The organism is Paenibacillus sp. FSL R10-2796 (genome assembly GCF_037965315.1).
In the GTDB taxonomy this organism is placed as follows: Bacteria; Bacillota; Bacilli; order Paenibacillales; family Paenibacillaceae; genus Paenibacillus_AQ; species Paenibacillus_AQ odorifer.
Genome location: NZ_CP150178.1, coordinates 6,090,187 through 6,113,799 on the forward strand (window position 1 = coordinate 6,090,187; position 23,613 = coordinate 6,113,799).

General features: G+C 48.3%; 10 protein-coding genes. 5 read left to right on the plus strand and 5 right to left on the minus strand.

What is annotated here, in order from left to right; translation table 11 throughout:
* Positions 1 to 63: 63 nt before the first annotated feature.
* Positions 64 to 4,752 (minus strand): WIAG-tail domain, encoded by a 4,689-nt coding sequence (locus NST58_RS27220; protein ID WP_339244820.1) that lies wholly within the window; start codon positions 4,750 to 4,752, stop codon positions 64 to 66.
* A gap of 217 nt (positions 4,753 to 4,969) precedes the next feature.
* On the opposite strand from NST58_RS27220, the gene NST58_RS27225 reads away from it, so the two are divergent.
* Positions 4,970 to 6,064, plus strand: a complete 1,095-nt coding sequence (locus tag NST58_RS27225) for a YheC/YheD family protein (RefSeq protein ID WP_339244823.1) — start codon at positions 4,970 to 4,972, stop codon at positions 6,062 to 6,064.
* Between the two features lie 86 nt (positions 6,065 to 6,150).
* A complete protein-coding gene (gene asd / locus NST58_RS27230) occupies positions 6,151 to 6,942 on the plus strand; it encodes an archaetidylserine decarboxylase (protein ID WP_076195251.1) in 792 nt (263 codons plus the stop codon).
* A 1,692-nt stretch (positions 6,943 to 8,634) separates the two neighbouring features.
* On the opposite strand, the gene gpmA is transcribed toward asd, so the two are convergent.
* The 3 genes from gpmA to NST58_RS27245 form a co-directional block, all read right to left on the minus strand.
* Positions 8,635 to 9,378 carry a 2,3-diphosphoglycerate-dependent phosphoglycerate mutase gene (gpmA, locus tag NST58_RS27235; protein ID WP_076141983.1) on the minus strand — a complete coding sequence of 248 codons (744 nt, stop codon included), beginning with the start codon at positions 9,376 to 9,378 and terminating at the stop codon, positions 8,635 to 8,637.
* A 780-nt stretch (positions 9,379 to 10,158) separates the two neighbouring features.
* Complete coding sequence (locus NST58_RS27240) at positions 10,159 to 10,944, minus strand: AraC family transcriptional regulator (RefSeq protein WP_036679782.1); 786 nt, start codon at positions 10,942 to 10,944, stop codon at positions 10,159 to 10,161.
* A gap of 254 nt (positions 10,945 to 11,198) precedes the next feature.
* The gene (locus tag NST58_RS27245) at positions 11,199 to 12,704 is read right to left on the minus strand and encodes a PLP-dependent aminotransferase family protein (protein ID WP_339244826.1); all 1,506 of its coding nucleotides are present in this window, start codon (positions 12,702 to 12,704) and stop codon (positions 11,199 to 11,201) included.
* Between the two features lie 144 nt (positions 12,705 to 12,848).
* Between NST58_RS27245 and NST58_RS27250 the strand changes: the two genes are divergently transcribed.
* From NST58_RS27250 to NST58_RS27260, 3 genes are all read left to right on the plus strand, one after another.
* Positions 12,849 to 13,466, plus strand: coding sequence for a pyridoxamine 5'-phosphate oxidase family protein (locus NST58_RS27250; RefSeq protein ID WP_339244829.1), 618 nt, complete (start codon positions 12,849 to 12,851; stop codon positions 13,464 to 13,466).
* Between the two features lie 111 nt (positions 13,467 to 13,577).
* Positions 13,578 to 14,879, plus strand: coding sequence for an aminotransferase class I/II-fold pyridoxal phosphate-dependent enzyme (locus tag NST58_RS27255; protein WP_036679816.1), 1,302 nt, complete (start codon positions 13,578 to 13,580; stop codon positions 14,877 to 14,879).
* Between the two features lie 150 nt (positions 14,880 to 15,029).
* On the plus strand, positions 15,030 to 15,149 hold the full coding sequence (locus NST58_RS27260; protein ID WP_212592220.1) for a YjcZ family sporulation protein: 120 nt from the start codon (positions 15,030 to 15,032) through the stop codon (positions 15,147 to 15,149).
* 532 nt (positions 15,150 to 15,681) lie between these two features.
* Here NST58_RS27260 and NST58_RS27265 read toward each other — a convergent pair.
* Entirely contained in the window at positions 15,682 to 23,526 is a 7,845-nt protein-coding gene (locus tag NST58_RS27265) for a glycoside hydrolase family 3 N-terminal domain-containing protein (RefSeq protein WP_339244831.1), read from the minus strand.
* Positions 23,527 to 23,613: the final 87 nt, after the last annotated feature.

The window sequence follows — 23,613 nt, forward strand, 5'->3', positions numbered from 1 at the left end:
GAGCAGCGATCTCCAATAAGGAGATTCGCTGCTCTGCTGTTTTTAAGAGGAATTGCTTAAGGTTCAATCAAATACACGATCATCTGCTGCCGGTTTAGCTAAGGGAGCACCTATAGCAATCCAAGAGATAACCCCATAGAAATGCGGAGTTTCGCGCAACCGCACCACTTGAATCACTGCTTCTCCATTGGCTCTGCTCTTTAAGGAAGCATAGAAGTAAGGCTGATTGGTCATGGCAACAAGCACATAACCCGTATGCCCAAAGCTCTCATCAAACGATACGGTTACCTCTACACTCTCTGCATCCCCATTGAACATAAATGCTGTCATTCCAAACTGCTGTAGTGCTTCTCGCTTCCCAGCTGTCTGAATCGGACTGAAGGACAGATGATCTGTATTTACAGAGTTCGGTGCCAGATGAGTCCCGTTTACTGCACCTGGGGAAATATGATATTCCTGAACACTCTCTTCTTCCAGATGGCGGGCTTGAATCGCAAACGAAGAGATTTTGGATGCTACTACCGCTTCATCCTGAAGCTCTGTTGTCCCTACTGCACCTTCTGTCAGATGAGCGGACTCGATACTGCCTTCCTTCAGCTTAGCTCCGTTGATACTGCCATCCGGGAGCAGGGCTGAGCTGCGTGTTTCATCCGCAAGATGCTCTAATTTGATGATGCCAGGCTGCAAATGCCGATCTGCCACGATCTTGTCAGCAAGATGCTCTCCGTAAACACTCCATGGTTGTAAATGTGAAGAACTCACGGAGCCTTCAGCGAGTTTTTCTTCCGTAATGCTGCCATCCGGCAACAAATCCGCACTGCGTACCTCTTCTGCCAAATGCTTTAGGGTGATGCTGTCCGATCGAATATGGCGGCCATCCACCGCATCCCCGGCCAAATGACCTCCAGAGACGCTGCCTTGGGCTAAATGGAAAGACTGAATCGTCGCAACTTCAATCTTCTCGCCTGTAATACTGCCTTCCGGCAATAAATCAGCGCTGCGCACTTCTTCTGCCAAATGATTCAGAGTAATGCTTCCAGCACGGATATGGCGGCTATCTACCGCATTCCCCCCTAAGTGTCCCCCATAGACACTGCCAGGAGCCAAGTGGTAGGCAGTAATAGATCCACCCTCCAACTTTTTACCGGTAATGCTGCCATCCGGCAGTAACTCGGTGCTGCGTACCTCATCCGCTAGATGTGCTAGCTTGATCTCACCTTTTCCAATATGGAGACCTTCTACTGCAGACGGACTCAGATGAGTTCTATCCACACTTCCAGGCACTAGATGAATTGCTTCTACGGAGGCTTCCGCCAGCTTCTCCCCAGTAATGCTTCCGTCTGGCAGCAGCTCGGAGCTGCGTACCTCATCCGCCAGATGCGCTAGCTTGATCTCACCTTTTCCAATATGGCGTCCTTCTATTGCAGACGGACTCAGATGAGTTCCCTCCACGCTTTCAGGTACAATGTGATTTGAATTTATGGATGCTTCCGCCAGTTTCTCCCCAGTAATGCTACCGTCTGGCAGCAAATTGGAGCTGCGTGTTTCTTCGGCCAAATGAGCCAGCGTGATCTCACCATATCGGATATGACGTCCTTCTATTGTGTCTGGACTCAAATGACTGCCATCTACGCTTCCAGGCACCAGATGATTAGAATTTACGGATTCTTCCGCCAACTTCTCCCGAGTGATGCTACCGTCTGGCAGCAAGTCAGCGCTACGTGTTTCTTCGGCCAGATGAGCTAACGTAATCTCACCTTTTCCAATATGGCGCCCTTCGACAGAACCTGAACTTAGATGAACGCCTTCCACACTGCCAGGTACTAGATGATTTGAATTTACGGAAGCATGTGCCAGCTTTACTCCAGAAATACTACCGTCTGGCAGCAATTTGGAGCTGCGTGTTTCTTTTGCCAAATGAGCCAGCGTGATCTCACCGTATCGGATATGACGTCCTTCAACTGTGTCTGGGCCTAAATGGCTGCCATCCACACTGCCAGGCACTAGATGTATAGAACTTACGGATTCTTCCGCCAGCTTCTCTCTAGTAATGCTACCGTCTGGCAGCAGATCAGCGCTTCGGGTTTCATCGGCAAGATGAGCTAAGGTAATCTCACCTTTTCCAATATGACGTCCTTCGACGGAACCTGAACTCAGATGTCCGCCTTCCACACTTCCAAACACTAAATGAATAGAATCTACGGATGCTCCCGCCAGCTTCTTCCCGGTAATACTGCCTTCAGGCAGCAAGTCGGAGGTATATGCATCTGCAGCCAGATGAGCAAGCGTGACCTCACCCGGTAGGATATGTCGACCTTCTACAGAACCCGAGTTCAAATGACTTCCGTTCACACTTCCAGGCAGGAGATGGTTGGAATCTACCGATCCTTCTGCCAGCTTCTCCCCAGTTATGCAGCCGTCTGGCAGCAACTCAGAGCTACGTACCTCTTCCGCCAGATGAGCCAGCGTGATCTCACCCGGTAGGATATGACGGCCTTCAATGGTATCGATACACAGATGGCTGCCGTCTACACTACCAGGTGAAAGATGCTGAGAATCCACGGCACCTTTTACCAGCTTAGAGCTATTAATACTGCCCTCTTGGATTTGAACTGCAGAAATAGAATTCGGAAGGATATGACCATTCCCGATAGACAACGGCCGGATATGCGCCCCACTGACACTGCCGGGATTCAAATGTCTACTTTGAACAGCACTTTCGCTTATGGTTTTCGAACTCACAGCATTTACCGACAAATGCTCCGCTTGAACTGCTGACGCCGCCAGTTTACTGGATTCTATGCTGCCGTCTGCAAGCTTAGCCGAAGTGACTGCTAAATCACTGATTTTATCCGTTGAGACACTTTCCGGTGAAAGCTTCAACGAGGTCACTGCATGATCGGCCAGATGATGAGGCTGCACGGCTCCTGCTGCCAGGTGAATTTCTCTCACCGCAGCGGAAGCCAGCTTATCTCCTGAAACTGAGCCCGACTGAATCGCAGCGGAAGTCACACTATTTTCACCAAGATGTCTTCGTTCCACGGCTCCCGTGGCCAAATGATCCTTATTTACCACAGCATCCTGCAATACACGGCCGCTCACACTGGCATCCGCCAGATGCTTTTCCTCCACTGTACAAAAAGCGATATGTTCGCCACTGACTACTTCACGCGCAATCGTGCTGCCAATCACTGCACCTGCTGCCAGCTTAGCTGCATTTACACTTCCATCTGCCAACTTGGCTGAAGTAACGCTCTGTGCACGAAGATGCTCCCCACCCACAGATTCTGAAGCCAGCTGTTCTCCAGTCACAGCACCGGAAGATAAATGTTGAGTCTGAATAGCTTCTTCCTTGAGCTGCTCCGAGCCGACCGCTTCCGCAGCTATATGCGAATGATTCACTGCTTCGCGTTCCAGATGAATAGAAGTTATGGCTTGCATAGCAATTTGCGGTCCGCGAATGGCGGATTTAGCAATATGTCTTGTGGTCACTGCTTCGTCTGCCAGCTTATGTGGGAGAATGCTTTGGTCAGCAATTTTGGACGAGGTTACCGCTTGCTCCACTAACTGCGCAGTCCCTACTGCACCCTCAGCCAGCTTTAAAAAAGAGATGCTGCGGTCAGCCAAATGCCGACTTGATATTTCGCCATCACCGATATGATTACCATTCACACTTTCTGGGCTTAAATGTACGCTTCTTACGACATCTGCACCAAGTTGCTTAGAACCTATAGCTCCATCAGCTAAATGCCCGCCTTCGATAATACCCGTCTGCAGCTGTTCCTTACCGATCAATTTGCTGGCAAGCTGATCAGAACCAATCGCTCCCGGGGCCAGATGTCTGGCGGTTATCAAAGCGTCGCTAAGATGGCGGCCTTCAATGACAGCATCCGCTAGCTTTGAACTGCTGATTTCACCATCAGCTATTTTATCGCCAGATACCGCTGCATCGGCCAGCTTGGAACGGTCAACACTTCCGTTTGCTAGGTGGCGGCTTGTGATGCTGCTGCTTCCTATTTTGTCACTAGTAACGGCTCCATCTTCCAGTAAATCCGCAGTAATAATCAAATCGCTTAAATGGCGGCTCTCAATAGCTTTATCTGCAATTTGACCGCCGCCTATAATCCGATCAGCCAGCTTCTCTGGACTAATACTGCCATTTTTCAGCTTCTCTCCACTGATCGAATGATCCAGCAGCTTACCGCCACTAACGCTTCCTTCTGCTAAATGCTCGCCCACTATCGATTCTGGTGCGATTTTTGCAGAAGTGACTGCCTTGTCCGCGATATTGATACTCTGTACAGCGTAATCTTGCAGCCAAGGTGTACCAATAATGCCGAACTTTAGCTTAGAACCGTCAATGGTACGTGGAGCGATTTTGGCTCCGGTCACCGCTGCATCCGAAAGATCATCTGTATAAACGGGCTGAAAACGTTCTTTCTCTGGAGGAGCGAACCATACGGTTTCAGGAAGATTATCCGCCTGTTTCTGAAGCTGCGCTTCCTCTATAAGCTCCGGCTCCAATTGTAGAACTGGAGCAGAAGTTGGCTCCTCTAGAACGACTTCAGCTATTGCTCCCCCACTTACCTGAACTTCCGCGATCTCTGCTTCACTGACTCCGTCACTGTTATTCCCCGAGCTTCTAGAGCTGCTTTTGGTATCCAGCATACTCAGTTCCTCTTTATTGGGATTATCTACAAAATAGAGTCGTTTCTGTGGACTGCGCGGCTGCTTTTTTTTGGAACCCCTCACAAGCAGTCTCCTCCTTCCATCTAATGTTTCTCCTAGGCATCATATGCAGCGGTATGGGCTTATGACACCCTTTTGCGATGAGGCCTTCATAAGATTATGTATAAAAAAAGGCATCTGCCTTCGCGCATTCGTCCACCCTGACACGCGGGTACAAACATACTATGACAAGAGTAGAAAAAGCAGGGATCATGTAACCGATGAAACAGGAGGAACAAACATGGGGCATAAGCTCGTTGGAATATTACTAAATGCCGATATGCACCGGGGCGTTCCCCGGCTAAAAACAGGACAGGAGTCTCTATCCAACTATGAAGAGGCCGCGGCGGCATACGGTTTAGTCCCTTGCTTCCTGAAGCTCGCGGACATCGATACGGACACAGGCTTTAGTGCCGCCTATATAAAGGGAGTTAATGGATATAAAAGCGTAGTTGTTCCTACGCCTGCTGTTATCCATAACCGGGCAATATACAGCAAAAACAGCCCGGGGATGCAGCGTCTGCTGAAGCACTATCCCCTGATTTTCAATACATGTAATCGATACGGCAAAGATGAGATCCATCAGCTGCTTGAAAAAAATACGGAGCTTCGCGAATATTTACCCGTAACAACGAGAGTCTCAGGCCTAAAAGAAATGATGAATCTTTATCCCGATCTCATTCTTAAACCTTGCCGTGGAAGTATAGGGAATGGGGTCATGCGGCTGGTCCGCAAGGGAGCTCAGCGTTGGACCTTGAGCTACCTCTCCCCTTCGATGCAGCGCTGGAGAAGTATTCCCGTTAATCCGGCGGCGTTGCCACAAGCGCTCCGCGCACGCCTAACCTCCGTGCCTTATCTTGTACAAGAACGTATTCCCCTTGCTGAGATTGGAGGACGTCCCTTTGATCTACGCGTCACCGTTCAGCGCGGCTGGGGAGGAGATTGGCAGGTCACTGGGCTCTTCGCCAAACTGGCTGCCCCAGGGGGCTTTGTCTCCAATATAGCCCGCGGAGGAGAAGCGTTAAGCTCCTCCCTGGCGCTCGAAAAAGCCTTTTCAAGATCCACAGCGGCCCACATCCGTATGTCTGTCGAAATACTTAGCCTTGCAATCGCGCGGTGTCTGGAGCAACACCTTCCCGGACTGGCCGATATCGGACTGGATATAGGCATTACTAAGGACGGACGACTCTTCTTCATAGAATGTAACGGTCGCGACCAACGCTACGGATTTCATAAAGCCGGCCTTACGGAAATTTGGAAAGACAGCTATCGCAGACCTATGGGATATGCGCGTTTTTTAATAGAAACGAACAGTACGGTATATAACAGTTATTGATTTGTCTCCTATTCTATGTCAATATAATGCAGAGCAGAGACGACCCGTATACAACCGTACTGCTGCATTATGGAAGGGAGATGGGCATGGTAAAACAATTGCTACGGCTGATGACCGAGCTATCCTCACACCGGTGGCTTTCACGGTTAATGGGATCTTTTTCTCATAGTAGAATCAGCCGTTTTCTTATCCCGGCATTTATTAAGACTTATCAAATCCCCTCCGCTCAAGCGGAGAAAAATCCTGGAGAATATCTCACTCTTAATGAGTTTTTCAGCCGCCGGCTGAAGCCGGGCATGCGGCCTATTGCAACCGACGCTGACGCTTTGGTTAGTCCCGTAGACGCAACGATTACTGCTATGGGTGACATTAACGCCGGTACGATTATGAATGTAAAAGGGCAGGATTATAAGATCGAGGATCTCCTTAATCACTCCCCGCATCTGGAGCTGTACAAGAAGGGTTTTTTCTTCGTTCTTTATTTGAGTCCTACCGATTATCACCGGATTCACTCTCCCCTTACCGGACAAAAGGTGGAGAGCGATTATATTCGCGGACGGGCCTATCCTGTCAACGATTTCGGAATGCGACATATGAAGGGTGTCCTGAACCGCAACGAACGTCTCATTACGTATATTGCCGGGAGTCACGGAGAAACCGCGGTAGTAAAGGTAGGCGCAATGAACGTCAGCAGTATTCGTTATACGGATGATACCGCTGCCGAGTGGCAAATAGGCGATGATCTGGCTTATTTTGAGTTTGGCTCCACCGTAGTGCTGCTCACGGAAAGCGGTACCTTTACCCCGAGACCCAAGCTTGAGGTCAACTCAAAGGTAAAAATGGGCGAACTACTGGGAATGTTGCATCGACCTTTGTAGGGAGATTTAGGCGAATTCCCAGAAAAATTAGAGGGTGCCTCAAAAGCCATGAAATGGCTGCTGGGGTGCCCTCTAATTTTTGGGACTTCGTGTGGAGCACAGTTGCGGACGCGAACGCTCTAGCTATCGTTAGCTATCGTATACCTATCGTTAGCTATCGGACCCAGCTGACCTTATACGCGGATTTTTGACATATTTGCGATTCTATCGGACTCCACCGCAGCTATTGGCATGAAAAACACCCTATTTGTGCGAGATCTTAGGCAATAGCGGCGGCTGAGTCCGTAAGCATTTGCAGAGCGTTGGTCGAGGTTGGTCGAAAGTTAGTTAAGGGCTGGCCGAGAGTAAGTTGAGGGCTGGTCGAGCGTTGGTCGAGAATCAACGGAAAGTTGGTGAAAGGTTAGCCTCAGCGCTATCGGACCCAGATGACCTTATACGCGGCTTTTTCACACATTTGCAATTCTATCGGACTCCACCGCAGCTATTGGCATGAAAAACGCCATATTAGAGTCGATTCTTGGGCAATAGCGACGCTGGAGTCCGAAACTCCGCTCAAATGGCGATAAATGGGCAAATAGCGGCTGCTGAGTCCGTAAGCATTTGCAGAGCGTAGGTGGAGGTTGGTCGAGTGTTAGTGTAGGCTAGTCGAGTGTTAGTTGAGGGCTGGTTGAGGGCTGGTTGAGGGCTGGTCGAGAGCTGGTGGAAGGTGTGCGCTCGCCGCTATCGGACCCAGCTGACCTTATACGCGGATTTTTGACACATTTGCGATTCTATCGGACTCCACCGCAGCTATTGGCATGAAAAACGCCATATTAGAGTCGATTCTTGGGCAATAGCGACGCTGGAGTCCGAAACTCCGCTCAAATAGCGATAAATGGGCAAATAGCGGCGGCTGAGTCCGTAAGCATTTGCAGAGCGTTGGTGGAGGTTGGTCGAAATTTAGTTGAGGGCTAGTCGAGAGCTGGTGGAAGGTGGTCGAGAGTTGGTCGAGAATCAACGGAAAGTTGGGGAAAGGTTAGCCTCAGCGCTATCGGACCCAGCTGACCTTATACGCGGATTTTTGACACATTTGCGATTCTATCGGACTCCACCGCAGCTATTGGCATGAAAAACGCCATATTAGAGTCGATTCTTGGGCAATAGCGACGCTGGAGTCCGAAACTCCGCTCAAATAGCGATAAATGGGCAAATAGCGACGGCTGAGTCCGTAAGCATTTGCAGAGCGTTGGTGGAGGTTGGTCGAGTGTTAGTTGAGGGCTGGTCGAGCGGTAGTGGAGGGCTGGTCGAGCGGTAGTGGAGGGCTGGTCGAGCGTTGGTCGAGAATCAACGGAAAGTTGGTGGAAGGTTAGCATTCATCGCCATCGGACCCAACTGACCTTAAACGCGCCATTTTCGCACATTTGATTGGTCACAAACACACTAATAACAAAAAGGACAGCCCCAAGGCTGTCCTTTTATCTTTTCATGTAACCCACCTATTACGCCTGTTGCGCCTATTTAACCTATTAAACCTGTTATGCTTATTCAACCTGCTACGCCCTAATATGCTTATTACACCTAATACGCCTGTTACGCTTATATAACCTATTACACCTGATGCGCTTATTTAACCTTTACGCCCCGTTTTGCTTATTACTGTACATCCGTCATACTCAATACACCTGGTACGCCTATACGCTTACTACACGCCAATTACACATGTCCCTGCTTAGCAACATCAAGCGCCTTGGCCGCTACCTGTTCCGGATCTCCTAGATAAAAGCGACTGATAGGATTCATGTCCTCATCCAGTTTGTACACGAGCGGTACTCCTGTAGGAATATTGAGCTCCAGTAATGCCGCTTCATCAATATCCTCCATAAATTTAATCAATGCACGCAGCGTATTGCCGTGGGCTGAGATAAGCACCCGTTCTTTTTTACGCAAAAGAGGTACGATCCGGTTTCCCCAGAAATCGCCTACACGATGTACAGTGTCCTCCAGGCTCTCTCCACGCGGGATATCTCCCGGACGAACACTGCTGTAGCGAATATCGTTTCTGGCATACCTAGGATCATCAAGCTCCAGCAACGGGGGTCTCACCGATAAACTCCGCCGCCAGATATGCAGCTGCTCATCTCCATATTTTAGTGCTGTCTCGCTTTTACTTAATCCCTGCAATGCCCCGTAATGGCGTTCATTCAATTTCCAAGACTTTTGCACGGGAATCCACAGCAAATCCATCTCATCCAGTACATAGTTAAGAGTTTTAATCGAGCGTCTGAGTACCGAAGCAAAAGCCAGATCAAATGTATACCCAGCGTCCTTCAACAGCTTACCAGCAGTCTTTGCCTCTTGGATACCCTTCTCAGTTAAATCCGGGTCACTCCAGCCTGTGAACAAATTCTGTACATTGTACTGGCTCTCACCATGACGTATAAGTACGATTTCGTACATTTTCTCTCTCTCCTTCCAACTATGAACCTTATATATTCTACCGACGAACAACATTATGCGAAACGTATCGCAGAAAGCTCTCACCTTAGTAATAACCCAATCGTAGAAATAAATATCTACCGCTACCTCATAGTTAGGCCAATTAAACATCCTCAAAGGTACGTGAATGAGGCGTGCATGGAGCGTGAATGGTGTGTGGATATTGCGGTAAATGAGCGTACGCTTCATTGCAGAATGTGCAACAGAAAATCTTAACTTTCACTTGAAGATACATTACATTGTACTTCGTGCAATAGATTATCGTGATAATCTCTAGAAAGGCTGTTTCTCCTGAATTTGAATGTAAGATGTGCTTCAGAATTCAAATTCGACTGCTATTAGAGTCAATCTATTGTACAAAATACAACGTGAGGCACGATGAAATGCCCATCAGTTACTCTAATCTTCGACTTAAGTTCATTATATATATCATTTTCTAACAACACAAAAAAACCGGATGCCTCACGGCCCCGGCTATTTATATTTTTAGTCATATCAGGCGATTCTATGCTTGCTTGTTCAGTTTAGAACCAGCTATCCACGACAAAAGCATTCGCCTGCTTTAACCGTTTTAAGCGGTTTCTAAAAATACCTCCGCCTCCACTCTTACAATCCGTGTTGCAAATTCTGCGTCTGATGATCATGCCAAGAGTCTCCTTCCAAGAAGTTATGTAAATTCTCTGTAAACTAAACTGCAAAGTATTTACCCTTGGTTGAACAAACTGAAACAACAAAAGTGAATCAGCGGATCTCAGATGGACTTTTTCCGGTATATTGCTTGAACTGGCGGCTGAAAAAGAAAATGTCACGATACCCAAGCGCATCTGCTACCTCAGTAACATTCATTCCCGCGTACAGCAGTAAATGCTGAGCACGCTCAATCCGGGCTCGGATGACATAAGACTGCACAGAAGAACCCGTAAGCTCCTTGAACTTAATTGAAAAATACCGCGGTGAAAGCCCCGCACGAGCAGCAAGATCCTCTACACGGTGTGCAATCCCCGGATGCTGGCTCACATAGTTCGCTATTTCGTGAATGATTTCTGTCAAATGGTTGCTAACATAACGTTCTACTGGCTTCACACGGTCCTCCCTCAGCAGATGAATCATCAGCTGCTTCAGTACAAGCTGCCCTTCTTCCTCAGCGGCGTAAGTATCCACCAGAAATAGTCGAACGTACCGAGCAAGCAGATGTTCAAATTCAACGGTTTCTGTAAGCTCACGATAGGGCAGCGGAATATCCGTCACCTCTTCGGAGACATCAAAATGAATATATGTAAGTACAAGTGGCTTTTGCGGATTATGTGTAGCACTTGTATGGTCACCCGGACGAAAAAGGAAGCAGCTTCCCTTGCCTACTTGAAAGGGTTCATCGTTACGCACAACCGTCCCTTCCCCGCTCCATACATAAAATAAATCATAATTTTGCAGCGACTTCTCTCTTTTTTGCCATTTCCAGCCCGGCTCGCATACAATCTTAGCCAGAGCCGGCAAAATAACAAAAGAGGACGGCGATGCATGCAGCATAACGTTCCCTCCTAAAAGTTTTGTTAGCATAACCTACTTTGAACTACTTCGCAAAACTTGCTTCGTAAGCATCCGCTTTGTTTTGTTAGCAAAACTTGTCTCGTAAGCATCCGCTTAGTATTCTCAGCAAATCTGCTCTTTCTGACTTCGCAGTGTCTATATAGTTTTGTTTAGCTTAATCTACTCCGAGTTTCTTCGTCAAAATACGTAAGCATTCGCTTAGTTTTGCATTTCATCTTCTTTATCATACCTTGTCATGTTGCATTTTGTACATCTTCCCACGCCAGATGCAGGCTTGTTATCCCTTCCTCCAGCTCCGCGGCATTCAGATGGGCAAAAGAAAAACAAGCGGCCGGCGCTCCCGGTGATAGCTGATATAACGCGGCATCTCTAAAATCCGTGCCGCGCCTAAGCGCTGCCGCTCGGAAAGCAACAAACTCTTCGCTGCTGCGCAGCCAGCGGGCATATACATGCAAGCCCGCATCACCAGGCAGCAGCTCGAAGAGCTCCTTAAGCCGTTCCGACAGCAGCGTCCTGAGGATGCGTCCGCGTTCACCATAGATGCGTGTCATCCGGCGCAGATGACGGCCATAGCCGCCTGTATTCATGAACCGCGCCAAGGCTCGCTGCTCCAGCAGCCCTACCGGCAAGGGCTCATATAGTGCCTTGGCGGCGATAGTCGGCTTTACTAAAGGGGGCGGAAGCACTGCAAAGCCGAGCCGCAGGCCTGAAAACATCGTGTTTGAAAAGGAGCCCACATATACGACCCGCTCTTCACGATCCAGTGCTTTTAAGGGCTCGATAGGACGCCCAGCCCAACGGAACTCACTGTCATAATCATCTTCAATGATTACTGCATGATGCCGCTGCGCCCATTCCAACAAGGTTCGGCGTCGTTCCAAAGGCAGTACCACACCCGTAGGAAATTGACGGCTCGGCGTAACAAACAACAGCCGGGCATCCCAATCCTCCGGAATAAGACCGTTGCCATCCAGCTCCCCTGCCAGCAATCGGCCTCCGGTGATCTCTACGGCTCGGCGAATCCCGTGAAAGCCCGGGTTCTCAACGACCGCTGAACCTTCTGCATCCAGCAGCAGCTGCGTCAAAATAACGATGCCTTGCATCGAGCCGCTGAACAATACGATATGCTCTGCATCCGCGCGAATCCCGCGGGTAATCCGCAGATGTGCAGCGATAGCTTTCCGAAGTCCTTCATCGCCTTGAGGTGGACAAGTGCTTTGCAGCAATCCACCTTCCTTCCCTCCGGCATAAGAGAGCGCACTACGCCATTCGGAGTATGGAAAATGTTCCATCCGCATACCACTACTCTGGAAGCTCACTACTTTCTTGTTACTCTTTTCATAAAAGGGTATCGGGCGCGCGAGCAGCCGCTTTCCCCATGCCGAGATTGGAATCGTAGTCTCGCTTGCACAATCTCCTCTAGCAGCATCTGCGACTTCACTCAGAGCCCGATTCTCACCGTCACTGCCACTGGTAGCTGAAGCAAAGCTATCTTCCGATACGAATGTCCCCCGCCCCGTTTCAGTCCTTACATAACCATCAGCGAGCAACATTTCATACACCTGCGAGACCGATCCGCGTGACAGCTCATAGTGCTTAGCAAGACTTCGTGTAGACGGCAGCGGAGTGCCTCCCGGAAGTGTTCCTTCCAATATTCCTGCGCGAAGCGCGTGATATAACGCTAAATATTTGTAGCGGTGTATCGCCAGATATTGATCGTATGCCAGCGTGATATTCATCGTTATCCTCCTTGACCAGCAAGTGGTCCATTAAAAACTATCTTAATTGGTCCTTTTTAATTGTCAACCACTCTACTATTCTTTAAAGAACATTTACATTGGTGCAGAAGCTCTAGACTAAAAAAGAAAGAGGACGTGATCCCTATGCGCAGAAAAGAATTTAAAGTAGATCAGGAGGAAGAATTGGTCTCTTTTCTAAACGGAATGAGTTTTGGTTTTCTCGGAACAAGCGATGAGCAGGGGCAACCGCGGGTGACACCGTTGAATTTTGTATATACAGATGGTTGTTTCTATTTCCACGGCAGTCATGCTGGTAGCAAAATGAAGTCGATCCGCAATCAGCAGCAGGTCTGCTTTACGGTAGCGGATGAGTATGCTCTTATCCCGTCTTATTTTAGCGATCCCGAGCTGGCCTGCCCAGCAACCGCCTATTTTAAAAGTGTGACCGCCTACGGCAAAGCCGAACCTGTTGAAGACATTAGTGAAAAAGCCAGTGTACTCTCCTTATTTATGAAAAAGCTCCAGCCCGAGGGGGGTTATGATTCCATCGATGCAGAGGACCCTAAATATCGTCCCCGTCTAAAGGGAGTTGCCGTTGTGCGCATTACCCCCGAGGAGATCACTGCGAAGTTTAAGTTTGGGCAAAACCTAAAAGAAGAAGAGCGCTCCGGCATCATTTCCGGCCTGTCTGAAAGAAATAATCCGCGTGATGAAGAAACGATAGAAATGATGAAAAAATACTGCCCTTTCCACGCCGAATGATATTTTTTAAAAATCGTATCTTTCCAAGTGACGGTTGCAATTGGCGGTGATATAATGTTAGGCAATGTTAACAGTATGTTATCCCCAAAGAACCCTGGAAGGATGAAACTGATGAATCCACTAGCTGGACAATTAAACGAAAGTATCAAAGCAGGAAATGAACATGTGTATGATATGCTCTCTACGCTTGGCAAAGAGATTTACTTCCCAAAAGAGGGCATCCTGAGCCAATCCGCTGAAGCAGGAGCTCACGCCAAGAAATACAACGCAACCATCGGTATTGCTACTGAAGGTGGCGTACCTATGCACCTCGGCGTCATTCAGGATAAACTCTCCGCTTACAGTCCTAAGGATCTTTATAGTTACGCCCCTCCGGCAGGTAAACCAGAGCTGCGTACTGTATGGCGTGAAAAGATGCTGCGCGAAAATCCATCGCTAGAAGGTAAAACCATCAGCAATCCCGTTGTAACCAATGCCCTGACTCACGGGCTTAGCATTGTCGCTGACCTCTTCGCAGAGCCAGGTGACGCGATTATCTACCCGGACAAGAACTGGGAGAACTACGAATTAACCTTCGGAATCCGCCGCCATGGGGAGACCGTTAACTATCCGCTGTTCACAGAAGAAATGACTTTTAACAGTGCAGGTCTGGAAGACGCGCTGCTTGCTCAAAAAGAACGCGGCAAAGCGATTGTACTGCTGAACTTCCCTAACAATCCTACCGGATATACTCCAGGGATTAAGGAAGGCGATGAGATCGTTGCAGCTATCCTCCGTGCGGCTGAGGAAGGCATCAACGTTGTTGTTGTAAGTGATGATGCATACTTCGGGCTATTCTTTGAGGATTCACTGAAAGAATCGCTGTTCGGCAAACTGGCTCATCTGCATCCTCGTGTGCTTCCAATCAAGATTGACGGTGCAACCAAAGAAGAATTTGTCTGGGGCTTCCGTGTCGGTTTCATCACTTATGCCTCGGAGGACAAAGACCTGCTGGCAGCATTGGAGCAAAAAACACTAGGCATCATCCGTGCCACCATTTCCAGCGGTGCGCATCCTTCGCAGACCTTCGTACTAGACGCCTTGAAGTCGCCGGAATTCGAAGCACAGAAGGAAGAGAAGTTCCAGATCATGAAAGGCCGTGCGAATAAAGTAAAAGCACTACTGGATAGCGGCAAATACGGCGAGGATGTATGGACGTATTATCCCTTTAACTCCGGTTACTTTATGTGTCTGAAGCTGCATACTGTTGCGGCTGAAGATCTCCGGCTTCATCTGATTCATAATTACGGACTAGGCACTATTGCTTTGGGTGAAACTGATCTACGTATTGCCTTCTCATGTATCGAAGAGGAACAGCTCGAAGATCTTTTCGATCTTGTATACGCAGGTGTTCGCGATTTAGAAAAAGCCTAACTGAACTTTATATAGCTTACAATCAGCTCCGTTTTCACGGAGCTGATTTTTTTTGTACACGAATCCGACATTGGCCTATACACGCCCCACTCTCCGCACATACAATACGATGTACTCAAGTACAACACACACACCGAAAGGGGAATGAACATGAGCGAAGAAGTTAGAGGCGGATATGGATGTTGTGGAGGTGGCCCATTCACTAGCACTGGCGCCATCCTGGTTCTCTTTATCTTGCTGGTTATCATCAGCCGTTCACTTTTTGTCTAACCATTAATGACAGTCTCGGGAGAGAGCTCTAAGCTCTTTCCTATTTTCAATCCCTTTTTTTACAATAGACGTGGGTGTCCAGTAGGTCATGATAATGGCTGCTGTGACGTCCGCGTCTTTTTTTAAAATTCCACCTTGGTCTAAGCACCAACCGCACCAACCTTCGTTACCTCAGATCACATTTGCCCGCACAAAAGCAGCTATCGGACACCGCAGACCCTAAAGGCAGTATAATCCCATATTTTACTCACTTACGGACCCCAAAGCCGTTATTGGCATGCCAAACCCCAAATATGAACCTCTTCATAGGGAATAACGCCACTGGTGTCCGAACTTCCCCGATAAAGGTTGTATATTTGCAAATAACGTCAACTGGGTCCGTAAGCCTCAGGGGATAATTATGATTGGCGGCGGAGGTGCGGGCTTAATGTAGATCCAACAACCACACCTAAAAAAGGCTGTCGCAAACGTAGAAAATCTACGGATGCGACAGCCCAAAAGCTTAAAGTATCTTTACAACTGAACTGATGTATTACAGATTGTACAAGTTGTAGATCAAAACCGCTGCCTCTGCACGGGTGGTAACACCTTGTGGATGAATCCGCAAGCCGTCTCCCTTGATCAGGCCAGCACGTATTAGTGCTGCCACACTGTCACGTGCAAACGCTGATACTTGCTGGCTATCCGTGAAACGGGTCATTGAAGCTCCGTTGCCGGCTGGAAGCTGTCTGTCGGCTGCTGCAATCGCTTTTGCAGCCAATGTCATCATTTCCTGCCGTGTAACAGAAGCGTTAAGATCAAAGCTTCCATCTGGACGACCAGTGGCGATCCCCAACTGCTTCGCTATAGCCAACGCTTCATATCTGTAATCGCCAGGCTGCACATCTATGAAGCTTTCTGCACTAACGCCTTCCAAGCCAAGCGCTTTTATAAGCAGGAGCACAAAATCTCCCCGCTTCACTTCCGCTTGAGGTACAAATTGATCCTCTGTCATTCCGTTGATGATGCCTTTGGAGCCAAGCACCTCAATCGCATTGCGGGCCCACTCAAATTTACCGATATCCCGGAATGTCTTCTCCGTAAAGGTGATACTGTACGTACCAGAGAGAATTCCTGTAAAGGAAACCATCCCTGTAGCAGCGATATATCTGCCACTTGGAACAACCGTTAGAATCCCCAACGGATTCAGACTATGAATCGTTATATGTCCTTCTTTACCACGTTCTTCTGATCGTGGAATATACGGTAGGGACACCTTAACCCGCATGTCAGGACTGTTCCATACGGCTTCCTTGCCATTGATAGTTACGCTCAGTTTAAATTCTGGACGAGAATCTGAATCCACCTTGGTTATCGTAATTACCCAAGGGGTTCCTGCCTCTTTTGCCGCTTGTTTCAGCAGACTACCTGGCAGCTCCAGCACACCAAATTCAGTATTAACGACCAATGAAGTCTTATCATCTGCAAAGATTATACCGTTTGGCAATTGCAGCTCATAACCCTTAGCTGTAGCTACTGCCGGTATATCAACAGTAACCGCTGAAGTTGCTCCACTTAAGCCTGCTGTAGCAGCCTTTTTCAAGCTCTCCAGGTCTACACTTGCTCTCGCCGCACCGGTATTACTGTTCAGCACTGGTGTTGCTGTAAGGATGGTGCTGCCGGTTACACTGCCTGCATTTCCGCTTGAATTCCCCCCTGTTGTTCCGCTGTTGCCACCACCTGTGGTACCCCCGCTTCCGGAAGTTGGTGCTGTCGTTGGCCGAGTAGTCGGTTCAATGGTTGGACTTGGGGTTGGTTCAGGCGTTGCTGTTGGTGTAGGTGTTGGATCAGGTTTATCCGCAGAAACAATATATTCAAAACTGGAAATATCACTTGGCTTCCAGCCCTCTTTTACAGCAATCGCCTTAATCGTCTTGCTCTTGCCTACATAAATCACTCCACTATACAGTTCGCTGGCTGCTGTAGGTACAGTGCCATCCAACGTGTAGTGAATAGACGCTCCAGCTGTAGCTGTAGTTAACTTCACGGCAACCTGCCCTGTATAAGTTCCCCCGGCAGGATCAGCCTGCGGTGCAGACACCGTTTTCATATCAACCACTCCGCTGATCACATACGTGAATGGAGCTACAAAACTGTTCTCCATGCCCTCTTTTACCGCTATCGTACGAAGAACTGTGACTCCTGCTGCGTCAATAGTTCCGGTATAAAGTGGACTGTCTGCTGTAGGCAATGACCCATCGGTTGTGTAATGAATCTCTGCTCCTGATGTCGCTGTAGTAAGGCTGATCGTTTGTAATCCGCTGTAAGCTCCCGGTTTCAAAGAAGAAACGGGTAAGGAAACCTTTGAATGAATCGGCTGCTCTCCTTCTTCCGTCCGTTCCAGCGTAAACCAATCTAGATTGGCACCGTCATTATTGAAGCTCATCCGTACTACCTGTTTTCCTTGCGCAAGTTGTACGACACCACTCGCCAGCGTGTAATTCGACCATCCACCTGTAGTAGGCATAGGCACTGTTGAGAGTTTTGTACCCTTTACAGATAACGTAGTGCTTACCCCGCCTTGTGCTGTAGCATACCGATATACGATTTTATAAAATCCGGCTTCAGTAATATCAAGGACATAATCCATGGAACCCCCTGCAACGGTAAACCCTACATTTCTAAAGTCCAGCACACCGCCAGTCATGGTACTCTGAATTCCATTGGGTGTAGCATCGTAATAATTCTCGGCTTCCACCTTTAAAGAACCAGCGCCATCCATGATTTCTTCAGTATAAGGTTCTATTTGAATACCACTGAGCTCGTATCCTGCTGATCCAGCTTGCAGGCGCAGCTTCTGTTCACCCGCCTTCAATTGAAGAACGGTGCGTATGCCAACGGTTTGCGAGTAAAGATTCGGCACATCAACGGTTCTTAATGTCTTCCCATCCTCCGTTTTATAAATAATGCCCTTAGGAGCACCATTCGCGGAAGTCGCGGTAAGCGTAAAAGCATAGTTTCCATCCTGCGGCACATTTACCCAGTAATCGATGCTGTCTCCAGCATCAATGCCGGTCAGCTTCGCTCCGCTGCCTTGACCGCTGACTGTGATCCCTTGCAGCTGGTAGAATTGATCCAGTGCGTTCAAGCTTGTGACTTCTATAGGTGCTGTAGCACTAGTTGTTCCTAAGAGCTTAACCTCCGCACGCAGCACGCCGCCACCACTTGAATCGGCATAAGCATTTGCAGGTACATTCACGGCAAGCTGCAAATCACTATAATACGGGGTATGATCATTCCAGGCCAGCGTCAGCTTCACATGGGTAGGGTCAAGTAAGGCAGCTGCCCCAATACTTACATGCCCCTGATCCTTACCTGGGCCCGAGACAGAAATGCTCTGAATGGCATCAGGATTAAATGTCCCTCCTGAAAGGCTGACTACCAATTCATTCCCGTTCACTTGATAAGGAAGCGTGCTCGGAGAAAGACTGATGCTCTCTTCGTCGTTGATTGCTGTAACTATAAGAGGCAATTTCAGAACATGTACGCTGCCAAAAGACTGATTTGATTCTGTCTGATACACATCAGCGGTAACCGTAAGAATACGATCCGTGTCGAAATCAATAATTCGCGTACCCGCTAATACGACCTTCGCTGTATAATCATCCACCCGGTATACGCTATTGACAACTGTACCTTCGTAACCTTCAATAGACCAATAAGCGGTGTCCAGTTCAGGTGCATATTTGTCATTTACTAGCTTGACGATAACTTCTGCACCCTCCTCATTTCCTTCTACCAGAGCAGTCTCCGATTGAAGCGCGGGGCCGATTGTAAGCGACTGCAGATGAAATCCTGCTCCATTTACTTTCATGGTCAGCGTCTGCTCCCCGGCAGGCAAGGTTACCGTTCCATTAGCTATTTGCCAATTGGACCATCCCCCCGTCTTCGTCAAAGCATAAGTAGCTGCCGTTACCGTTACTCCATCCTCTCCCGTCAGCAGTTCCAGCTCTGCATCATCCTGATTAGTAGCATAGGAGATCAGGAGTGGGTAGGTACCGCTGGCAGGTACATTAATCTTGTACTTCACCCAATCGCCGGGGTCAGTATAACCCACTGCACCACCCGTTACTAATACACCTGAAGCTGTCGTGTAGTCTTGCCCTTGAAGCACAGCAGGAAGCTCATGTGATCCGGAAGGTGCTTGGCGTAAAGCTAATGAACGGATATTATAACCGTTCCCGTTCGTCTTCAAGGTGAGCTTGTGAATGCCCTTGTTCAGAGAGATCAAGGATTGATAATCTGCAAAATCGGTCAGACTCTCCGTCTGCTGCACAATTGGAAGCGTAGCAATGACCTTACCATCTTCACTAATCTCCACCGATTTTCCGGCGCCATCGCTGAATTGAGCGGCATGCTTAAATTGAAGTGAATATTCACCGCTCTCTTTAACATCAATCACATAGTCGAAGGTGGACGATGCGTCTGGCGAGAACCCGCCAATATAACCCTGCTCATTCACAGTGTAAACCCCTTGCGCTTCTTCAAAATCAACAGCATTCACTACACCCGGCACCGCCTGTATACCATTCAGACGTTCCCAGCTATAAGTGCCCACTGATTTCGCCGGCAGCACAGCACTAATTTGCGCACCGTCCACTAGCAATTTAAACGGCTGTGGATCCGACGTCTGGTTGATTACTACCGTCACAATCTCTTTTCCATCTGGACTAGCAAAAGCTACGTTCGTTACAGTACTGCTTGAGCCGTAGTCACTATCAATCCGCACGTACCCCGGTTTAACGAATTTTGTATATTGGCCCATCAGATAATATTCTGGCAGCAGCCAGTAATGGTTACGGTCTCCCGAATCCTGCACAATCGGGGTTGGGTCTGGCGTTCCGGTCCACTGATGAGAGGCAATATCACTGTCCAGCATCGCTACCCAGGAGTTATAGCTGCGGGCCCAATTACGGAAATATTGAGCAATGCGGTCTGCGCCTGAGGTACCCCAGACTGCGCGTTCGGTCAAATATACATTTTTGTCAGGATAGAGATTATGGAGCTGGGTCATCAGACCAAGGTCACCGCCATAATCATGAAAAGCAGTTCCGTCCACCGCATCGTAGGCACCTAATTCAGGATTACCTAGGATTTGTGCTGGATAGGCCATCGTGTCACCAGGATTATGATCAAATGTCCACAGCTTCACGTCTTTGAAACCATGTTCATCTAATTCCTTCCGCAGCAGTTTAGCCAGCTGCGCTTCTTGCTCCCACGGCATTTTGGTGCTTGGATATTCAATTTCCAGCAAAGGTTCATTCTGCAAGGTCAGACCTTCAAAGGTAATTCCCAGCTTCTCGTACTCCTGTACGAATTTAAGATAATATTTGGCCAGTACAGGCAGATATTCATCCTTCACTTGGCCTTTGATCATACTGTCTGTAGTCTTCATCCAACCGGGCGGGCTCCAAGGTGAGGCAAAAAACTTAATATCCGGATTGATGTTTTGAATTTTTTTAACCGTGCTGATGATATGGTAGTCAATGTCCTTTTGGATGGAGAAATTCTCCAAATTAATGTCAGTTTGTCCTGGAGGCATATCATCGTAGGTATAAAATTGTTTATCTGTAAAGTCAGCCGTCCCAATCGTCAACCTGAGCATACTCATTCCGATCCCCGATACAGGATCAATCATTTTCCGCAGCAATTCCTCCTGCTTCGCCGCAGACATCTTCGCCAGATTATTAACCGTCGATTCCTCCATAGAGGTACCGATCCCTAGAATAGATTGATATTTCCGGTCAGGATCAATATGGATCTCTGTACCTGCCTTCACGTCGGGAACCACAATATCCAGCTTCGCCTGCTCTTCCAGCTTCAAATCACCCTCTTGATAACGGTCAGCATAATACCACTTCCGATCGGAAGGATCTCGCTCACTCGATACCCAGGAGCTAACTACATCTGACTTAATAACATGTTTAGTGCTTTCCCCGCCATCTCCGGGATTCGATGGATCTACAGGCACATCACCTGTTCGAGTGAAGCTTACCCAGTTCAGGTTGATATCTCCACCGGTAAATTCCAGACGGATCTTTTGCAACCCTGCCTTCTTAAACACAACATTTTCTACAGCTTTCGTCTGCCAATTCTGCCAGCCACCTGTTGAGGTCACGCTTAATGTTCCTAGCTTAGTTCCCTCTGCTGATTTGATGTTGACGCCTGTAGTGCCACTATTAACGGAATAGCGGAAATCGGCTTGATACGTACCTGCTTGCGCCACATTCACGTTATATTCGAGCCACTGGCCAGCCGAGGTATAGCCGACATTGAGACCGCCACCTATATCCTGCGTATTTTCAGTTTGCAGTCCTGCGCTTTTGTTCAAAAAATCCTCTGCTTCAATTTTGCCGGGAATCGGCAGAGAAGGAATCTCTGGAGCTTCCGGATCGACAGGAGCGGTTGGAAGCTTTGGTGTTTTCTCATTTTTGGTCAAACCATATCCCGTTTTGAATAACACATTTGTACTGTTATTGTCTGCCGGATAATTGTTCAAAGTGAATGGCCAACGAATCGGATTTTTGCCTACAAAATCCTTAGTACCAAATAACACATCAGCTACTCCAGCACCCTCTGTGCCTGGTAGCCAAGCTGCCACAAGCCCATCCCAATCTTCCACTTGGCTGGCTATCGTCATTGGACGTCCAGACACCAATACGACGATAAGCGGAATATTAGGATCAGCAGCACGTATATTCGCAAGTGTTGCCAGATCCTGCTCATCCAGATTCAAGCTGGTCCGGTCGCCATCGGTCTCGGCGTAAGGTGTCTCACCGATAACAGCGATCGCCGCATCATAACCCGCAGCCCCGCGCCCATTAAGGTTATATGTGACCGTTGTAGAAGCAGGAACAGCCTCCTTTATCCCTTCGAGGATCGTCGTGCCTTCAGTTATATTGCCCGACTTCCCTTGCCAAGTGATCGACCAGCCGCCGGCTTGGTTACCGATATTATTAGCGTTTTTACCCGCTACGAATATTTTATCCATCCCGCTTAATTGTGATAGAATTGGACTTCCATTTACCTCATCATTCTTCAAAAGAACAAGCGACTCCGCCACAGCTTGGCGGGCTAATTTGCGGCTTTCTGCTGAGCCAAAAGCACTCAACAGCTCCGGATCGCTTTTGGGATGCTCGAACAATCCTGAAGCGATTTTGACCTGCAGGATACGTTCTGCCGCATCATCTATGCGCTCAGTAGAGATTTTACCTTCGCCTACAAGTTCTGTGATGTACTTAATCGTATCCTTCCAAACGGTCGGCATCATGAACATATCGACTCCGGCGTTTACGGACACATTTAGCTGGTTCTTCAACCCGCTAACAGCTTTGCCCTCGCTATCCACTGTGATTTGCTGCACAGCGTTATAATCCGAAATAACGAAACCGGTAAAGCCAAGTCCGCCATTTTTCTTGTCACCCTTCAAAACATCGGTCAGCAAATGTTTATGGGCATGCATTTTAAGACCTTGGATGCTGTGATAGGAGGCCATAACCGTCTGCACCCCTGCGTCTACAGCTGCTTTATAAATTTTCAAATCCTTATCCATGATCTCTTGCTCGGTATATTTAGTGATGTTGCCTTGATTTACACCATTATCCGTATAACCTTCACCTAGATAATGTTTTGCAGTTGCCGTGATTGTATCTGTCCCTGCCAATGCAGCAGCAGTCCGTCCTTGCAGACCAAACACATAAGCCGCACCTAGTTCTGCTGAAATATCCTGATTATCACTAAAACCTTCATAGGTTCTACCCCATCTTGCATTATGAGGGGAGGCTATCGTTGGGGCAAACGTCCAGTTCGCTCCTGTTGCGGCTACTTCCTTAGCAGCAGCTGCACCAATAAGCTCAGTCAATGCGGGATCATTAGCAGCCCCTAGACCAATATTATGCGGAAAAAGCGTCGCGCCTTTGACATTGTTATGTCCATGCACCGCATCCACCCCATAGAGCAGCGGAATGCCTAATCTGGTAGACAATGCACCATCCTGATAACTATCAATCAAACTTCTCCAGTTATCGCGAGTGCTGTCACTTTCTTTTCCGTTAGGGAATGAGCCTCCCCCGCTGAGTACAGAGCCAAGAGCATATTTCTGTACCTCCTCAGGTGTGACGGCAGCTCTTTCTGCTTGAACCATCTGCCCAATCTTCTCTTCCAGCGTCATTCGGGATAATAGATCCGCAGTGCGCTCCTCCACACTTTTTGTGGGATCATAGTACATTGGAACTCCTGCGGCATCCGCTGCGGCCCGCGGTATACCCGCCTCAAGCACATTCAAGAATAAGGATAATAGTAAAAGCGCCACCATGAATATTGATAATCTTCTTTTCACGCCTGAATCCTCCCCCAATACTGTTTTGTTGGTACGGATGACTACGCCTATAAATGGAAGCGTATACATGATGTAAGATACAGGCTT